This is a genomic window from Streptococcus dentiloxodontae (genome assembly GCF_053206925.1).
The window spans coordinates 35,310-52,438 of sequence record NZ_JBRUHR010000015.1 but is presented as its reverse complement, the minus strand read 5'-3'; the positions used below and the strand labels follow the sequence as shown (position 1 = coordinate 52,438).

Genomic DNA, 17,129 nt, shown 5'->3' with positions numbered 1-17,129 from the left:
CCTATTCACGAACCTTTAGGCAAACTTTAACCCCTCGTGAGATTGTCAATAAAACTTTAGCTTTCTCTGATGAACTTTGCTTTTATTATGAGCTTTATCAACTCCTGCTCTTCCATTTTCAAGAAAAACGAGCAACTGAATTCTTTGAGCTCATTGAAGATCATTTGGATCTGGTCAATCAGCCATTTTTAATCGTCTTCAAGACCTTTCTCAAATACAAGGCTTACATTACAAATGCTCTTAACCTACCTTATTCTAACGCTAAACTGGAAGCTACCAACAAGCTCATCAAGGACATCAAACGCCAAGCTTTTGGCTTTCGAAACTTCAAAAACTTTAAAACTAAAATTCTCATCGCTTTGAACATGCAAAGAGAGAGAACCAATCTGATTCTCTCTCGTGCTTAGTTATAAGTCACCCACTACAGTTGACAATGAGCCGTTATAAGTCACCCACTACAGTTGACAATATGCCAAAATCTTGAGTATTCTCTCCACTCTTTTTTATCTGATTTAAAAAAACAATTAGTTACTCAGCCATCTAAAGTTTTAGATGCTATCTTAAGAAAAGGGCTGCGCTGGCTCTTATTTAACCACAATATTGACTAGTTTATTAGGCACTGCGATCACTTTGATGATTTTTTTCCCTGCAATTTCAGTCTTGATTTTGTCATTGTTTAGAGCAATTTGTTCCAATTCTTCACGTGTTAAATCTTTTGGAACAACAGCTTTTGCACGGACTTTCCCTTTTATTTGCAGGACAATTTCAATTTCATTTTCAACAAGTTTACTTTCGTCCCAAGTTGGCCAAGCGACGTAGCTGATAGACTCACCTGACTGCGTCAATACTTGCCAAAGTTCTTCAGACAAGTGCGGGGCAAATGGTGCTAATAATTGAACGAAGCCCTTGGCATAATCAACAAAGAGTTGTTCTTCCTTATTGGCAGCATTAACAAAAATCATCAATTGAGAAATAGCCGTGTTAAAACGCATGGCTTCAAGGTGCTCTGTTACTGTTTTTACAACTTCATTATAAACCTTGTCTAAATGACCATTGTTTTCAGCAACGATGTCTTTAGAAGTGATGAGACGATAAACGCGATCAAGGAATTTACGCGAGCCTTCCAGACCTTCTTCAGACCAAGCAATGGAAGCATCAAGCGGTCCCATGAACATTTCGTAAACACGAAGGGTATCGGCACCGTATTGTTCCACAACATCATCAGGGTTGACAACATTCTTGAGGGATTTAGACATCTTAGCTGGGGCTTGTTCCAGTTCTTCACCTGTTTCGATGTTGAAGAAGGATCCATTGCGTTTTTCAACCTTGTCTGTTGCCACAAGAGCACCGCGATGGTCACGATAGCTAGTTCCTAAAATCATGCCCTGGTTAAAGAGTTTTTGGAAGGGCTCTTTTGTTGGAACGACACCTAAATCATAGAGAAACTTATGCCAGAAACGTGCATAGAGCAAGTGAAGAACAGCGTGTTCAGCACCACCAACATAAATATCAACTGGCAGCCACTGTTTGAGCAGATCCTCATCAGCCAGTTTTTGGTCATTATGCGGATCAATGTAACGCAGGAAGTACCAGCTGGATCCTGCCCACTGCGGCATAGTATTTGTTTCGCGACGGCCTTTAACACCGTCCTCACGGGTTACTTCTAGCCAGTCTGTCAAGTTAGCAAGCGGACTCTCACCAGTACCAGAAGGCTTGATATCAGATGTCACTGGAAGAACAAGCGGTAATTGATCCTCTGGAACTGCTGTTGAAGTGCCATCTTCCCAATGAATAATTGGAATTGGCTCACCCCAATAGCGCTGACGGCTAAAGAGCCAATCGCGTAAGCGATAGGTTACTTTCTTATTCCCAACACCCTTTTCTTCCAACCATTCGACCATCTTATCAATAGCGGCAGCCTTGTCAAGACCATCTAAGAAGCCCGAGTTAATATGAAGACCGTCTTCGGTGTAAGCAGCGTCAGCCACATTTCCACCTTCAAGAACGGGAATAATATCAAGGTTAAACTGTTTGGCAAATTCCCAGTCTCGGTCGTCATGGGCAGGTACGGCCATGATAGCACCTGTACCGTAGCTGGCAAGGACATAGTCAGCAATCCAGATAGGGATCTCTTTGCCATTAACAGGATTGATAGCATAGGCACCGGTCCAAACACCGGTCTTTTCCTTGGCAAGGTCTGTACGAGCAAGGTCTGATTTAAGACTTGCTTGGTGTTTGTAGTCTGCGACTGCTTGGACTTGGTCAGCCGTTGTAATCGCATCTACCAAGTCATGCTCGGGAGCAAGAACAGCATAAGTGGCACCGAAAAGGGTATCCGGACGAGTGGTAAAAACGGTGAAGTCTTTGTCAGTGTCTTTGACCTTGAAGGTCACATTGGCTCCTGTTGATTTACCAATCCAGTTGCGCTGCATATCCTTGATAGATTCAGGCCAATCAAGGTCTTCCAAATCTTCTAAGAGGCGCTCTGCATAGGCTGTGATTTTCAGCATCCATTGGCGCATAGGCTTGCGCACGACTGGGTAACCACCGCGCTCTGATGTCCCGTCAGGCAGGACTTCTTCATTGGCAATGGCTGTTCCTAATTCTTCTACCCAGTTGACAGGCACTTCCGCTTCATATGCCAAGCCTTTTTCGTACAATTTGGTGAAAATCCACTGAGTCCATTTATAGTAGTTAGGATCAGTTGTGTTAATTTCACGGTCCCAGTCATAAGAAAAGCCAAGTGACTGAATTTGACGTTTAAAAGTCGCAATATTTTGTGCTGTAAAATCAGCAGGATCATGACCCGTATCCATAGCATATTGTTCAGCAGGCAAGCCAAAAGCATCCCAACCCATTGGATGCAGGACATTGTATCCCTGTGCGCGCTTGAAACGGCTGAGGATATCCGTTGCTGTGTAGCCCTCAGGATGCCCAACATGCAGCCCAGCTCCTGATGGGTAAGGAAACATATCAAGGGCGTAAAATTTAGGTTTTGTGGCATCTGTTCCAGTCTTAAAAGTATGATGAGCTTCCCAGAACTCTTGCCATTTATTCTCAATTGCTTTGTGATTGTAAGTTGCCATAATTTTATAAAGTCAATCCAAAAGAGATTTTAAGAGTAAGATACTAAATCTCAGATCCTTTTTGATTGATTTTGGCTCCTTTCTTCTTCAAAAATAATATCTTTTTTATTATAGCACGTTTAAGCTTATTAGAGAATACACACTTACTTGACTTCTCTATTTTTAGACAGGACATACTAAAACAAACCAAAATAAAAGACCGCAGACAACACCAATGACAAGGCCAGCGAGTACATCTCGTGGGTAATGCACACCAGCAATAACACGCAGCCCAGCAATGATCAAAGTCACCAATAAACAAAACAAGCCCGGCCATAGACTAACACTAATTACTGCCATGGAAATAAGGCTGGCTGAAAAAACATGACGGCTGGGCATAGAATTCCCCTTGACTTCCTTGACAAGAATTGGCTTAATATCCCAAGCCTCATAGGGGCGTTTCCAATTCATCTGAGATCGTATAAAAGACAGCAAAACAAAAGTGACCCCTGAAATCAGAAAATAAAGTAAAAACACTAACCAGCCTTTAACCCACAAAAGATAAAGAAGCAGAACTGGATAAATGAGATACATCACTCCCGTTAGACAGTAATTAACCAAAGCAATTTGGCGGGCATAGGGAACAAACGGTCTTGACAAGCGCTCATAGCGTTCCTTGTAAGTCATAACACCTCCATAATAAGACGGACACACGCCTGATTTCTGCACAATTACTCGCAAAAAATGCAGTTCAAAAGATTACATATCAAACTCTTGATTTCGCAGAAATCTCTTTTTCAGCAAATCTTCCCTTTTAGTTGCTAACCCAAAACGGGCTATGCTCAGACTGTTTTGACACAGACTTGCTTTTCCCATTTCCCAGATCTAACGGTCTGAGAAAAAAGCAACTTCTGCATGGTTTAAAAAGCTTGGAAAAGCTGTTGAAAGGTAAGATTAGGACTGCATAGCTAGGCTTACTTCCACCTACTGCATCAGATTGCTCTTACCGATATATTGATAAGAGGCTGGATCTTTGTCCCAGCCTCTTATATTCCTGATGTTTAAGCAAATTTATCTTCTGACACTATGAAATCAGAAAAACCACACCTGCAGCAAGTTCTTACAACTCTGCAATTTGGTACAATTCAAGTTCTGCAGCCGTTTCTGAACCAAACATATTAATCATAATCTTGACCTTGTTATTCTCAATTTCAATAACACGGCCTTCCTGTCCTATAAAGGCACCATCAATAATTTGAACAACGTCACCTTCCTTGATATTGGTGTCAAAGACCTCAACTGTTTGTCCCATGGAGATAAGGATTGAACGAATTTCCTCTTCCAAAAGCGGAGTCGGTTTTGAACGGTTCCCGTGAGAGCCCACAAATCCCGTAACATTAGGTGTGTTACGCACTACAAACCAAGCCTCGTCTGTCATGACCATCTCAACTAGCACATAACCTGGGAAACGATTTTCTTCGACTTCTTTGGTCTTACCATTTTTTTCAACATTTACAGTTTGTGTCGGAATTTCCACGCGCAAAATATTGTCCAGCATATTATAAGTTTGCGCACGCTGCAATAGATTTTCTTTAACCTTGTTTTCGTAGCCTGAGTAAGTTTGCAGGACAAACCAGCCTTTGTCAAATGAATCTAACATTCTTTTTACCTCTTTTTGAAAATAGCAGAGCAAAGCTCTTTTGATTACAATAAAAAAGCCATCAGGCTTTTAATGCATTTTCCTGCCTTTAGTATAACACAAAAAGAGCAGGACTGCCTACTCTTTTTTGTTTTTTCTCCTAGAAAAGTTTAATCAAAACCAGAAGCCCGCGTCTCAGCAATTCGTCAAAGGCAAAAATGATGACGGTAAAAAAGGCTGTGTATTCCAAAATAGAAATGAAATCATGCCAACGCTGAGTACGATTAGGCCATGTGGTGTCTTTTAAAACTTTAAAAATGCTTCCTGTACGTCTCACGGTATCTCCTATCTTGTTTCCTTATGCAAGGTATATTTCTTACAATGTTTACAGTATTTATTAACTTCTAATCGTGTTGGTTTTGGGGCGCTGCTCACACTGATTGAATAGTTGCGGCTCCCGCACTCTGTACACGCTAGGCTTGCTTTTTTTTGTGCCATAACGCCTCCGTTCTTATTATCTTAACATGTTTCCCACAGTTTGACAAGTTAGTTGAAGATACCTGTGATGCCATCCCACAAATCTTTTGCTCCCTGTTCAATATCGCTGATAACATCACCAGCTTTATCTGTCCAGCTCTTAGAAGAAGAGTCTGAACTGCTGCTGCCTGTTTCTTCCTCGGCTGTATAAGTTAAGGCCTGACCATCAGCAGCGTAAGCATTTTCCACATTAAATTCATTTCCTGCGGTATAAGGCAAGACACCTGAAGCCATGTAACTAAAGATAGAAGAGGCCGTTCCTGAACTGCTGTCGTCTAAATAATGATTTTCATCTGTAGTATCATAGCCCACCCAAGTGGTCAAGACCACATCAGGAGTATAACCAATTACCCATTGGTCACTCGTCAAATCACTGTTAAAGTTGGCTTCAACAGTTCCTGTCTTACCAGCTAGGGTATAGCCATACACATTGGCATTGACTGCTGAACCATTTGAGAAAGTTCCCAACATCATACTGGTCATTTTATCAGAAACCGATTTGCTGATGATTCGGTTAGAACTGCCTTTATGCTTTGCAATGACATCGCCGCTGGCATTTTCAATTTTGGTAATGAAGTGTGCATCATTCATCACACCGCCATTTGCAAAGGTTGAGTATGCCTGAGCCATCTTGAGCGGGCTTGCTGTCACACTGCCTCCCAAGGCAACACCAAGCTCTTTTGAAACACCATCAAAATTAAGGCCGAATTTCTTACCATAACTAATACCTTTATCAATGCCAATTTCATTAAGCAAATAAACGGCAGGAATATTATAAGAATTAGCCAAGGCTTGGTACATAGGCAGGTCTTCTGTTTCAATACCGCCGTAGTTTGTTGGAGCATAGCCATCATAATCTTTGACCGTATTTGGCAAATCAGTATCAATATCCCAGCCAGAAGCAACAGCAGGCGAATAGACCACTAAAGGTTTAATGGTTGAACCTGGACTGCGTGATGATTGCGTCGCATAATTGAAATCACGAAAAGTAGTGTCTGTTGTACTGTTGACACGCCCAACTAAACCTCTGACAGCACCGGTCGTTGGATCTATTGCCACACTGGCAGACTGGGCGCTTGTGCCATCATAAGCCGATGTTGGAAAGAGACCCGTGTAAGAATAGGTTTCTTGCATATTGGTTTGGTAATTGGTATCCATCTCCGTGTAAATCTTGTAGCCATTCTTGACAATGTCGTCCTCACTTAAACCATAAGTATCAATAGCTTCATTGATAACGGCATCAAAATAAGATGGGTAATTATAATCGTTTGTATCTCCAGAATAAGTATCCACCAACTCGCTGGCCATATCAGCACTTGCAGCTTGGTTAGCTTCGTCCTGTGTTATTTTTCCAGCATTGACCATATTATCAAGCACTGTATTGCGACGGTTAACAGAATTCTCTAAATTATCAATTGGATTATAAAATTCAGGACCTTTAAGCATTCCAGCTAAAGTAGCCGCCTGATCCAAGGTCAAGTTAGCTGCCGAGGTGCCAAAATATTTCTGGCTGGCATCTTCTACTCCCCAGACACCATTGCCAAAGTAAGCATTGTTGAGATACATGGTCAGTATCTCATCCTTAGTATACTTCTTGGTCAATTCCAGCGATAAAAAGAATTCTTTTGCCTTACGTGTAATTGTTTGTTCCTGACTCAAAAAGGCATTTTTCGCCAACTGCTGCGTAATGGTCGAACCACCGCCATAGCGCCCTAGGGTGACAACTGCCAGCAAGAAACGCTGGTAATTAATCCCGCTGTTTTCATAGAAAGTCCTATCTTCAGTCGCAATAACAGCCGCTTCCATATAATCACTCACAGCATCCAATTCCACATAAGAGCCTTTTTGACTGGAGAGCGATCCGGCCTGATTACCTTCGCGGTCATAAATAACGGTTGTTGCTTTTAAAGCATCCTGAAGTTCAGAAACCTTTGTCGTTTTAGCGATGTAAAACAGGTAAGAGCCCACTACCAAAACAAACAAGCCTGACAGAATCAGCAAAACCTTCCCCAAGTGATAACGCCGCCAAAAACGTCTCAGAGGATTACGAGGTGACAGTGCAAATTTTCCCAAAAAAGCTTTGACTTTCCCCAATCGGGTTGATCTGTCAATTTCTTTCTTTGGTTTAGAACGCCGATAATGCGAACTTACAGAAGGCTCTTCTTCAGCTGCCAAATCGTCGGCGGTTTTCTCATTATCTTTTTTGGTGAAAAGTTTTTTCAAACCAGAGCCAATAGACTGCTGGAATCCGCTTTTCTCAGCAGATTGTTTTTTTCTCTGCGGTCCATCTTTCAAAGGGGTAAACCAGGCGGTTTCTTCAAGATCACGCTCATTTTCCTGAGCATCTACAATCTCCGCATCCCGTTTATCCTTTCTAGAGAACCATTTTTTTAATGTATCAATAATTGCCATACTCCTATTATACCAAGTTTGTATTTTTTCTGTCTTAATTTAGCTGTCTCTTTTAGGAAAATAATGAGCTGCCGCTAGCTTCATGTTATAATAGAGGCATGACATTACACCTAAACTTCCCTAATCCCTACCCTGCCTGCACCGTCAAAGATCTGCTGGAGAAACACCTCTTAATCCCGCGAAAAATTAGGCATTTCTTACGCATCAAAAAGCATGTCACGATTAACGGAAAGGCTATTAACTGGAAAAGCTTGGTTCAAACTGGCGATGAAATCGCTCTTACTTTTGATGAGCAAGACTACCCTCAAAAAGTGATTCCATTTGGACAGGCAAACCTCGTTGACTGCCTCTACGAGGATGACCAATTTATTATCGTTAATAAACCTGAAGGCATGAAAACCCACGGTAATGAGCCTGATGAAATTGCTCTGCTTAATCATGTTGCTGCCTATTGCAAACAGACCTGCTATGTTGTCCACAGATTAGATAAAGAGACCAGCGGAGCCATTATTTTTGCTAAGAATCCATTTATACTGCCCATTCTCAATCGCCTGCTGGAGAATAAAAAAATTTCTCGCCAATATTGGGCTGTAATCCAAGGAGATATAAAGTCAAAAGAAGTAACCTACAATGATAGAATTGGCCGTGATCGACATGATCGCAGAAAGCGCCTTGTTGACCTCAAAAAAGGACTGACAGCTCTTACAAGAGTTACCAGACTCAAAACCTTTGAGCAATTTAGCCTAGTAAACTGTCGGCTGGCTACTGGCAGAACCCACCAAATCCGTGTCCATTTAGCTCATCATAATCATGCTATCATGGGCGACCCTCTTTATAGCAATATCCCAGCATCAAGACTTATGCTCCACGCTCACCAGCTCAGCCTCATTCATCCGCTGACTTTGGAAAAAATAAAAGTGAACGCTCCCTCCTCTACCTTTGAACAAGAACTTCATAAGTTAAAGTGATTTTCTTGAATCCATTTGACCCAACATAAAAATTTTTATATAATTATTCAGTCTTTATAGACTAATCTATAACTCATTTAGGAGGTTTTTTATGACTCGCGCTGAATTAAAAACTCGTGCCAAGCAAAAATTAGCTGGTAACTGGGGCTGGGCTGTTGGAATTTCAGCTATTCTGCTTGTTATTAACATTATCTTTGGTTTTAGTATCTCCAAAGATGTGGTAAGCGGAACCTATCAAATCCTGACAGAAACTGGCACAGATAGGTCTGTAATATCTGGAACATATCATATTTCTTTAAGTACACGCGCCCTACAATTTGTTGTCTCAATCTTAGCAGCTAGTATCTCACTTGGCTTTCTTCATCTGGTTGACAACCGAAGAGACAGTGATTCTTTCTCAGCCGCTTTTGCTGGTTTTCGTGAACAAAGGGTTGGCTCCTTCTTATTAACTTGGCTATTAAAATGGGTATTTACCTCCCTGTGGACACTTCTCTTTGTTATTCCAGGTATCATCAAATCATATTCGTACGCTATGTCTTTTTACATCGTAGATGATTTAAAGCGTCAAGGAAAAGACATCAGTGCAACTGAGGCTATTACAAAATCACGTCGTTTAATGGATGGCCATAAATTTGATCTCTTCGTCTTGGATTTGAGTTTCCTTGGCTGGAGTATTTTATGCCTGTTCACAGCTGGAATCGGCTATTTGTGGCTTGCCCCTTATGTGCAAACAACTCGATCAGAATTTTACCGTGCACTTGTCTCACAAAATCCATCTGCTCTATTAGATTAATAACACGAAGGCTAGGATAGCAATCCTGCCTTTTTTAAATGATAAATTGCAAGAATAAGTGCAACTTTTTAAAACTCATTCAAAAGTACCTCAAAGGGTGTTTCTGTAACCTAAACATTTGCGTGGTTGATGGTTAATGTGAAACAGCACTGAGAACAAGTCCTCATCACGAATGCCTAAATAAGATATCATGAATTTACCAGCTTAATGGGGAAGCAAAAATGGATAAGGAAGCTTTTAACAAAATCTGTCCCCAGACAGCTATTCTTCCTAAGCCTAGTCCTGATAAGATATAAATGATAGAATAAACACATGGTACGATATAAAGCAACAATTTCTTACGACGGGACTTTATTTGCTGGTTTTCAGCGGCAAACTAAAGAGCGATCCGTTCAGGAAGAATTAGAAAAAACTCTACAAAAACTTAATAGTGGCAAACCCGTTAAGCTGCAAGGAGCAGGCCGTACAGATTCTGGAGTTCATGCTTATGGTCAGGTTATTCATTTTGATTTGCCAGAAGAGCGGGATGCTGAAAAGCTGCGCTTTGGGCTGGATACACAAGCACCTGAGGATATTGATGTTATCAGCGTTGAAAGGGTTAGTGATAATTTTCATGCGCGTTATAACAAACACAGTAAGACCTATGAGTTTTTAGTGGACAGCGGCCGCCCCAAGAATCCTATGATGCGTAATTATGCTACTTCCTACCCTTATCCACTGGATTTAAGCCGTATGCAGGAAGCAATCAAAGATCTGGTAGGCACTCATGATTTCACCGGTTTTACGGCCTCTGGCAGCGCTGTTCAAAATAAGGTTCGCACCATTAGCCAAGCAAGGGTTGAGAAGGATAACAAGACTGGCTTTTTGGTCTTTACCTTCACAGGCAATGGCTTTCTTTACAAGCAAGTCAGAAATATGGTCGGCACACTTCTGAAAATCGGTAACGGACGCATGCCGGTCAGCCAGATTAAAACTGTTTTAGAATCGAAAAATCGCAGCCTTGCAGGCCCAACAGCTGCGGGGAGAGGACTTTATTTGAAGGAGATTAGTTATGACGACTAAATACATTTTGGCTATTTCAGGCAATGATATCTTCAGCGGCGGCGGTCTGCATGCAGATCTTGCAACTTACAGCACCAATCACCTGCATGGTTTTGTTGCTGTGACTTGCCTGACAGCAGTGACAGATACAGGCTTTGAAGTATTTGCCACAGACAAGACTGTTTTTCAGCACCAGTTAAATAGCTTGAAAGATATTGATTTCTCAGGGATTAAGCTGGGGCTTTTGCCTAATGTAGAAATAGCAGAGCTGACTTTAGACTTTGTTAAAGCGCACGCCTCTATTCCTTTAATCCTTGATCCTGTGCTTGTCTGTAAGGAAAGTCATGACGTTGAAGTTTCTGCACTCAGGACAGAGCTTCTGAAATTTTTCCCCTACACAAGTATCATCACACCAAATCTAGTAGAAGCTGAGCTATTGTCCCAAAAAACAATCAAAACCTTAGACGACATGAAGGCGGCCGCTCAAAAACTACACCAGCTAGGTGCCCAAAATGTGGTCATTAAAGGGGGCAATCGCTTTAGTCAGGAAAAAGCTATAGATGTCTTTTATGATGGTAAAAAACTGCATGTGCTTGAATACCCTGTACTAACCAATAACAATATAGGAGCTGGCTGTACCTTTGCTTCCAGCATTGCCAGTCAAATCGTTTTAGGTAAATCTGCTCTTGAGGCTGTTGAAATTTCCAAAGACTTTGTTTATCAAGCGATTTTGCATTCCGATCACTATGGAGTAGATCAAAACTATGAGAACTGAAAAAACTAAAGAACTAACACTAACGGCAATTTTGACGGCGCTAAGTGTCGTATTGGCTTACATACATATACCAACGCCAACAGGATTTTTGACCCTTTTGGATGTCGGCATTTATTTTGCAGCCTTTTATTTAGGGGCAAAGGCTGGCGCTGTGGTCGGCGGTTTGTCCGGCTTTCTGATTGATCTGCTGCTAGGTTACCCGCAGTACATGCTACATAGTCTGCTGGCTCATGGAATGCAGGGCTTCTTTGCTGGCTGGACTGGGAAGAAACGCTTATTAGGATTGGGACTTGCCAGTTTGGCTATGATTGGCTGGTACTTTGCTGCAGCCCTGCTTTTAGGATATGGCTGGGGCGCCGCTTGGGCTAGTGTTCTGGGAAATGCCCTGCAAAATTTCTCCGGTATGGTTATTGGCTATATTTTATTTTTAACCTTTGAAAAATTGGGAAAGCATTAATATTTATAAAAACAGTCATCAAGTATTCGCTTGATGACTGTTTTTTAAGTTTGATTTACCTTTTCACTTACATCATGCCACCCATCATTGAAGGATCCATGGCTGGTGCTGCAGGCGCTTCTGCTTCTGGTTTGTTAGCAACGACAGCTTCAGTTGTCAAAATAAGGCTGGCAACAGAGGCTGCATTTTGCAGAGCAGAGCGTGTCACCTTAACAGGATCAATGATTCCAGCTTCCACCATATCAGCCCATTCGCCGTTAGCAGCATTGAAACCTGTTCCGACTTCGCTATTTTTCAAGCGGTCAATGACAACAGAACCTTCATAACCTGCATTTTTAGCAATTTGACGGACAGGTTCTTCCAAAGCACGTTGGACAATGTTACGTCCAGTAGCTTCATCACCATCAAGGTCAAGAGCAGCGACTTTGCCGATAACATTGACAAGGGCAGTACCACCACCTGCAACAATACCTTCTTCAACAGCTGCGCGTGTGGCGTTGAGCGCATCTTCAATGCGTAGCTTCATTTCTTTGAGTTCGGTTTCAGTTGCAGCACCGACTTTGATAACTGCTACGCCGCCTGCTAACTTAGCCAAGCGTTCTTGCAATTTTTCGCGGTCAAATTCTGATGTTGTCGTTTCAATTTGTGATTTGATCAAAGCCACACGATTGGCAATGGCATCAGCAGCGCCAGCACCTTCGACAATGACAGTATTATCTTTATCAATCGTCACTTTAGCGGCCTGACCAAGCGCAGCAATTGTCGCATCTTTGAGCTCAAGGCCAAGATCTTCTGTGATAACCGTTCCGCCTGTCAAGATAGCAATGTCTTCAAGCATAGCTTTGCGGCGGTCACCAAAGCCAGGTGCTTTAACGGCAACAACATTGAACGTACCGCGGATCTTATTGAGGACAAGAGTCGGAAGAGCTTCGCCATCCACATCGTCTGCGATAATCAATAGCGGACGGCTGGTTTTGAGGACTTCTTCTAAGAGTGGCAGCACATCTTGAATGTTAGAGATTTTCTTATCTGTAATCAAGATGTAAGGATTATCAAGATCAGCTACCATTTTTTCGTTGTCAGTCACCATGTATTGTGACAGGTAGCCACGGTCAAACTGCATACCTTCAACCACATCAAGTTCAGTTTCCATACCGCGTGATTCTTCAATCGTGATGACACCGTCATTGCCAACTTTTTCCATGGCTTCTGAGATGTATTCACCAACTTTTTCAGAACGTGATGATACAGCCGCAACCTGTGCGATAGCTTCTTTACCGGAAACAGGCTGGGCAATCACTTTCAATTCTTCTACCGCAGTGGCAACAGCTGTCTCAATCCCGCGGCGAATACCGATTGGATTAGCACCTGCTGTGACGTTTTTCAAACCTTCACGGACAATAGCCTGTGTCAAGACAGTTGCTGTTGTTGTTCCGTCACCAGCAATGTCATTGGTTTTAGAAGCCACTTCGGACACGAGTTTGGCACCCATATTTTCAAAATGATCTTCTAATTCAATTTCTTTAGCAATGGTAACACCATCATTGGTAATAAGCGGTGAACCAAACGATTTTTCCAAAACCACATTGCGGCCTTTAGGGCCAAGTGTCACCTTAACGGTGTCAGCCAATGTATCCACACCGCGCACCATAGCTGCACGCGCATCTGATGAAAATTTAATTTCTTTTGCCATAATTATGATACCAAGTCCGTCCCTAATCAGACAGAAAAATATGACCTCAAGCACTAGCTAGCATTTTCAGGACAATTTCTTTCTGACGACAGGGACGGATTCAAATCCTTTCATACTTAAAATGTTATTTATTTTCGAGCTTGTATAGACTCATCCTTATGCCAAGACAGCCAAGATGTCTGCTTCACGTACAAGAGTAACAGTCTCATCTCCATCCTTGACTTCAATTCCTGCACCATTTTCTACAAGAACCCTGTCACCCTCATCAACACTAGGAGCTACCAAATCACCCGTCAATGTGCGAATGCCCTGACCAACTGCCACAACTGTTGCTTCCTGTGTTTGTTCTTTACTGCTTCCCGCTAGGACAAGTCCGCCAACAGTTTGTTCCTTTTCTTCCGCAATCTTTACGACCACGCGATCACCTAATGGTTTTAACATGTTTTTGCCTCCGTTTTATTTTTTAGAAAAAGCTGAGCTGAAAACCTTCTTTTTCCTTTTTAGCACTCTGTATGTATGAGTGCTAACTTTTACATTCCTTATTTTATCACTTGGTCAGAAATAGTCAAGAAAAAACCTCTGAAATCTTTGAAAATTTCAGAGGCAACAATTAATGAAAGGATTGTAACTTTGTTTCAAAATCATCAATCACGCGATTGACATTGCGTTTCCCTTTGTAAATACCATAGCCAAATAAGAGCATACCAAGTATTCCCAGAACAGTAAGAACGATTCCAATGATGAATCCAAGTAAAACGGTCTGATGAAAAAGATAAATCATAACCACACCGACACTTGCAAGAAGAAAGAGAAGAAAGGACCATCTTCCTAGATTATCAATCATATGTTTTTGATACTGAATCTCGCTTTCATAGCCTTGAATCAATTCTTGTTTTGTCATCGCATTCTCCATTATCACGATTAGTAAGAAAGACCTGGATCAAAGAATCCACAAAGTACACCAACTAAGGCAATAACCACCAAAAGCAGCATGACCTTAATAGGAGAGATATTTTTCTTGGCCATTAGCCACCAGCAAAAGACAATGAATGCTGCTGTCAATAAGCCCGGATAGACATTATCCAGTTGATCTTGAAGGACCAAATAAGGATGTTTAGCGCTGCCAAGCTGGAAAGAGGTCTTAACTGAAACCCAAGTTGCAGCTACACCACCGACAACCATTCCACCAATAATTGAAACGGCCTTGCGGATAGCTTGTCCTTGAGCTCCCACAAGAAACTCAACCGCCTTGTCACCAAGTTCATAACCTTTAAAGTAAGCAAAACGCATACCAAAGTAAGCCAAGAGGTTCCAAACAACAATGTAAAATACTGCACCAATTGGAGAACCGCCTTTAGACAGACCAAGAGCTATCCCAAGGATAACAGGTATGAGAGTCCCAACGACCATTGAGTCACCAATACCGGCAACCGGTCCCATCAAACCTGCACGAAGGCCATTGATGGTTTCATCATCAACTTCTCCAGAGCCATTAGCCCTAGCTTCTTCCAAACCAGCTGTGACCCCTACGATTACAGAACCAAGTTGAGGTTCAGTATTGAAGAAAGCTGTATAAGTTTGCATCGAACGTTCTTGGTCTTCTTTTTTATCATAAAGTTCTTCGATAATTGGAAGCATTGATGTTAAGTAACCAAACGTCTGCATATGCTCTTGAGAAAAGCAGGTCAAGTTACCATAATACCAATGATGGAAAGATTTTGTTAAGGTTTTCTTTGAAATTTTCTTTTGAGCCATCTTAGATATCCTCCTCATCATCGTCTTCAAAATCATCACCAGCTGCCGCCACTGTGACTCTGGCATTTTTAGCCATTTCCAGTTCGTAGAATAACACTGCGAAAATTAATGAAATCACTGCACATGATACCAAATTTAAACCAAGTGATGCTGCCAAGGTAAAGCCAACAAAAAATGGAATGAAATCAGTTGCTTTATCAACAATTTGTTTTAAGAGGATAGCAATCCCTACACATGGCAGCAAGGCACCAACGGTGAAGAGGGTCTTCATTGGAATGCCATCCATTGGCAAAGCATCACGCAAAGCTGTAACAGCTGTTGCACCAAGCTTACACATAATCAAAGTTGGAATGAATGAAAAGATAATGTGCGAAGCCCATGGATAGAGCCAGTCAACTTTGTAAAGCTGTTTAAAGTTTCCTTTTTCTACGGCTTTCCAACCGATATGCTGCCAAACTAGATTAAGAGTAGCAGTTCCATAAAAGAGAACCGTACCAACCGTACCAACAAGGGTTCCCATAGATTTAGCTAGGTTAGCTGCATCTGCTGAGTCTGCCGACAAACCTTGTGAATGGATGGCCACCATTGCCAAAGGAATACCAATATAAGAAACCGCACGAACATCAGCAGAAACGGTACCGCCTGGTGTTACAAGGGCAATGTAAACCAGCTGCATGGCAACCCCGCAAATAATCCCAGTTGTAAGATCTCCAAGAATAAGCCCACAGACCAAACCACCGACCAAAGGACGACCCAAAGTGTAGTTACCAATGGTAGTACCGCCTAGACCAGGCATAGAAGACAAACATGCAAACAAACCTAACAAGGCTGCTTGTAACCAAGAAATTGTCATAATAATTTTCTCCTGTCTATCAAGTTGTGAAGGGTAAACCAAAGCGCCTTACCCTCTTTAAGTACAATGTGAAATAACAATCTCAAAGAACAGCTGACCATTTTCAATAATCTGCTAAAGTTTTGATTAGCCAGCCAAGCGAGATTTTTTAGAAGCCAAATTTAGATTTGAAATCAGACCAATAACCGATTGAAACATCTGGTAAAAGTTGGAATTTCACTTTATAACCAGCCTTTTCAATAGCTTCAATAGCTTCTGCTTCTTCTTGCGTGATGGATTGGTTATTTCCCAATTTAACAGCGCCTGGACGGTCATTTGCTGGACCTACAATGATTTCTTTGACATCACTTGGTACGAAACCTTGATCAACCAAGATGGTCTTCATGTCAATAGGATTTTTAGTAATTAGGAAATAACGAGTATCTGAGTCCAGAACTTTTTGTGATTTTTGTCCGAAGGCGTCCACTGTCCAAACAAATGTTTTTTTATCTGAAGCTCCCTTGTAAGCCTGGGTTAAAACTTTATTAGCTGCTGCTGCATCATTGACAGCGATAAGACCATCGCATGGGTATTCCTTGGCCCAGCGTGTCACCGTTTGACCGTGAATCATACGGTCATCAATACGAACAAATGAAACTGACATAATTTTTCTCCTTTTTTATAAATCTTCTATCATTAAATATCATCGTCTTCAAAGTCTTCATCATCTGATACGACTTTGAACTCCTGCAGCGCAGCTTGCGCCTCTGGTAAAACAGCTGCGACAAATGCATCACCTTCAAGTGCATCTTTCATCACAACCGAAGTAACAGCCATTGGCAGATTCATCCCGCCAAGTACTACTGCTGAACTGAGCAAGCCTTTCTCTTCTAAAACACTGCAAGCCGTTGTCAATGGACTTCCGCCGACAATATCTGCTAAAACAACTACGGAATCAGCAGACGTCAGAGGAGCGATTGCCTCTCGAAATTCTTCTGCAAAATCATCAACAGATTTTCCATTTTTCAAACCAGTCGCTATGACCTGATCAATCTTATCCTCAGCAAACATGGCAAGCGAAGTCTTGAGACCTTCTGCAAAGCCGCCGTGACTGACTAAAATCAAATACTTCATAAGCACTCTCCTTTATTTCTTATCTTTA

The 17,129-nt window shown here is 41.8% G+C and carries 19 protein-coding genes; 6 read left to right on the top strand and 13 right to left on the bottom strand.

Annotated elements, in window-relative coordinates; translation table 11 throughout:
- The coding region (locus ACVRZ8_RS07955; RefSeq protein WP_447448783.1) for a transposase at window positions 1-407 on the top strand (407 nt) is incomplete at its 5' end.
- A gap of 177 nt (window positions 408-584) precedes the next feature.
- On the opposite strand, the gene leuS is transcribed toward ACVRZ8_RS07955, so the two are convergent.
- The 6 genes from leuS to pbp2a form a co-directional block, all read right to left on the bottom strand.
- The gene (gene leuS / locus ACVRZ8_RS07950; protein ID WP_447448782.1) at window positions 585-3,086 is read right to left on the bottom strand and encodes a leucine--tRNA ligase; all 2,502 of its coding nucleotides are present in this window, start codon (window positions 3,084-3,086) and stop codon (window positions 585-587) included.
- 162 nt (window positions 3,087-3,248) lie between these two features.
- The gene (locus ACVRZ8_RS07945; protein WP_447448781.1) at window positions 3,249-3,752 is read right to left on the bottom strand and encodes a phosphatase PAP2 family protein; all 504 of its coding nucleotides are present in this window, start codon (window positions 3,750-3,752) and stop codon (window positions 3,249-3,251) included.
- A gap of 433 nt (window positions 3,753-4,185) precedes the next feature.
- On the bottom strand, window positions 4,186-4,725 hold the full coding sequence (nusG, locus tag ACVRZ8_RS07940) for a transcription termination/antitermination protein NusG (protein ID WP_447448780.1): 540 nt from the start codon (window positions 4,723-4,725) through the stop codon (window positions 4,186-4,188).
- A 139-nt stretch (window positions 4,726-4,864) separates the two neighbouring features.
- On the bottom strand, window positions 4,865-5,041 hold the full coding sequence (gene secE / locus ACVRZ8_RS07935) for a preprotein translocase subunit SecE (RefSeq protein ID WP_447448779.1): 177 nt from the start codon (window positions 5,039-5,041) through the stop codon (window positions 4,865-4,867).
- A gap of 8 nt (window positions 5,042-5,049) precedes the next feature.
- On the bottom strand, window positions 5,050-5,202 hold the full coding sequence (rpmG, locus tag ACVRZ8_RS07930) for a 50S ribosomal protein L33 (RefSeq protein ID WP_447448778.1): 153 nt from the start codon (window positions 5,200-5,202) through the stop codon (window positions 5,050-5,052).
- A gap of 48 nt (window positions 5,203-5,250) precedes the next feature.
- A complete protein-coding gene (pbp2a, locus tag ACVRZ8_RS07925; protein WP_447448777.1) occupies window positions 5,251-7,653 on the bottom strand; it encodes a penicillin-binding protein PBP2A in 2,403 nt (800 codons plus the stop codon).
- A gap of 98 nt (window positions 7,654-7,751) precedes the next feature.
- On the opposite strand from pbp2a, the gene ACVRZ8_RS07920 reads away from it, so the two are divergent.
- The 5 genes from ACVRZ8_RS07920 to ACVRZ8_RS07900 all read left to right on the top strand — a co-directional run bounded on the left by ACVRZ8_RS07920 (window position 7,752) and on the right by ACVRZ8_RS07900 (window position 11,687).
- A complete protein-coding gene (locus ACVRZ8_RS07920; RefSeq protein ID WP_447448776.1) occupies window positions 7,752-8,621 on the top strand; it encodes an RluA family pseudouridine synthase in 870 nt (289 codons plus the stop codon).
- A gap of 91 nt (window positions 8,622-8,712) precedes the next feature.
- Window positions 8,713-9,414, top strand: a complete 702-nt coding sequence (locus tag ACVRZ8_RS07915) for a DUF975 family protein (protein ID WP_447448775.1) — start codon at window positions 8,713-8,715, stop codon at window positions 9,412-9,414.
- 312 nt (window positions 9,415-9,726) lie between these two features.
- Window positions 9,727-10,476, top strand: a complete 750-nt coding sequence (gene truA, locus ACVRZ8_RS07910) for a tRNA pseudouridine(38-40) synthase TruA (protein ID WP_447448774.1) — start codon at window positions 9,727-9,729, stop codon at window positions 10,474-10,476.
- Window positions 10,466-11,230: a bifunctional hydroxymethylpyrimidine kinase/phosphomethylpyrimidine kinase gene (locus ACVRZ8_RS07905; protein ID WP_447448773.1), complete on the top strand. Its 765-nt coding sequence runs from the start codon at window positions 10,466-10,468 to the stop codon at window positions 11,228-11,230. Before truA ends, ACVRZ8_RS07905 begins: the two co-directional genes overlap by 11 nt.
- Window positions 11,220-11,687 carry an ECF transporter S component gene (locus tag ACVRZ8_RS07900; RefSeq protein ID WP_447448772.1) on the top strand — a complete coding sequence of 156 codons (468 nt, stop codon included), beginning with the start codon at window positions 11,220-11,222 and terminating at the stop codon, window positions 11,685-11,687. The genes ACVRZ8_RS07905 and ACVRZ8_RS07900 overlap by 11 nt, the downstream gene beginning before the upstream one ends.
- Window positions 11,688-11,754: 67 nt before the next feature.
- On the opposite strand, the gene groL is transcribed toward ACVRZ8_RS07900, so the two are convergent.
- The 7 genes from groL to ACVRZ8_RS07865 all read right to left on the bottom strand — a co-directional run bounded on the left by groL (window position 11,755) and on the right by ACVRZ8_RS07865 (window position 17,101).
- Complete coding sequence (gene groL, locus ACVRZ8_RS07895; RefSeq protein ID WP_447448771.1) at window positions 11,755-13,380, bottom strand: chaperonin GroEL; 1,626 nt, start codon at window positions 13,378-13,380, stop codon at window positions 11,755-11,757.
- A gap of 156 nt (window positions 13,381-13,536) precedes the next feature.
- Window positions 13,537-13,821 (bottom strand): co-chaperone GroES, encoded by a 285-nt coding sequence (groES, locus tag ACVRZ8_RS07890; RefSeq protein WP_447448770.1) that lies wholly within the window; start codon window positions 13,819-13,821, stop codon window positions 13,537-13,539.
- Window positions 13,822-13,990: 169 nt separating this feature from the next.
- On the bottom strand, window positions 13,991-14,281 hold the full coding sequence (locus ACVRZ8_RS07885) for a DUF202 domain-containing protein (RefSeq protein WP_447448769.1): 291 nt from the start codon (window positions 14,279-14,281) through the stop codon (window positions 13,991-13,993).
- 20 nt (window positions 14,282-14,301) lie between these two features.
- Window positions 14,302-15,135 (bottom strand): PTS system mannose/fructose/sorbose family transporter subunit IID, encoded by an 834-nt coding sequence (locus tag ACVRZ8_RS07880; protein ID WP_447448768.1) that lies wholly within the window; start codon window positions 15,133-15,135, stop codon window positions 14,302-14,304.
- 1 nt (window position 15,136) lies between these two features.
- Window positions 15,137-15,988 (bottom strand): PTS mannose/fructose/sorbose/N-acetylgalactosamine transporter subunit IIC, encoded by an 852-nt coding sequence (locus ACVRZ8_RS07875; protein ID WP_447448767.1) that lies wholly within the window; start codon window positions 15,986-15,988, stop codon window positions 15,137-15,139.
- A 148-nt stretch (window positions 15,989-16,136) separates the two neighbouring features.
- Window positions 16,137-16,631, bottom strand: coding sequence for a PTS sugar transporter subunit IIB (locus tag ACVRZ8_RS07870; protein ID WP_447448766.1), 495 nt, complete (start codon window positions 16,629-16,631; stop codon window positions 16,137-16,139).
- Between the two features lie 32 nt (window positions 16,632-16,663).
- Window positions 16,664-17,101, bottom strand: a complete 438-nt coding sequence (locus ACVRZ8_RS07865; RefSeq protein ID WP_447448765.1) for a PTS sugar transporter subunit IIA — start codon at window positions 17,099-17,101, stop codon at window positions 16,664-16,666.
- Between the last annotated feature and the right edge of the window lie 28 nt (window positions 17,102-17,129).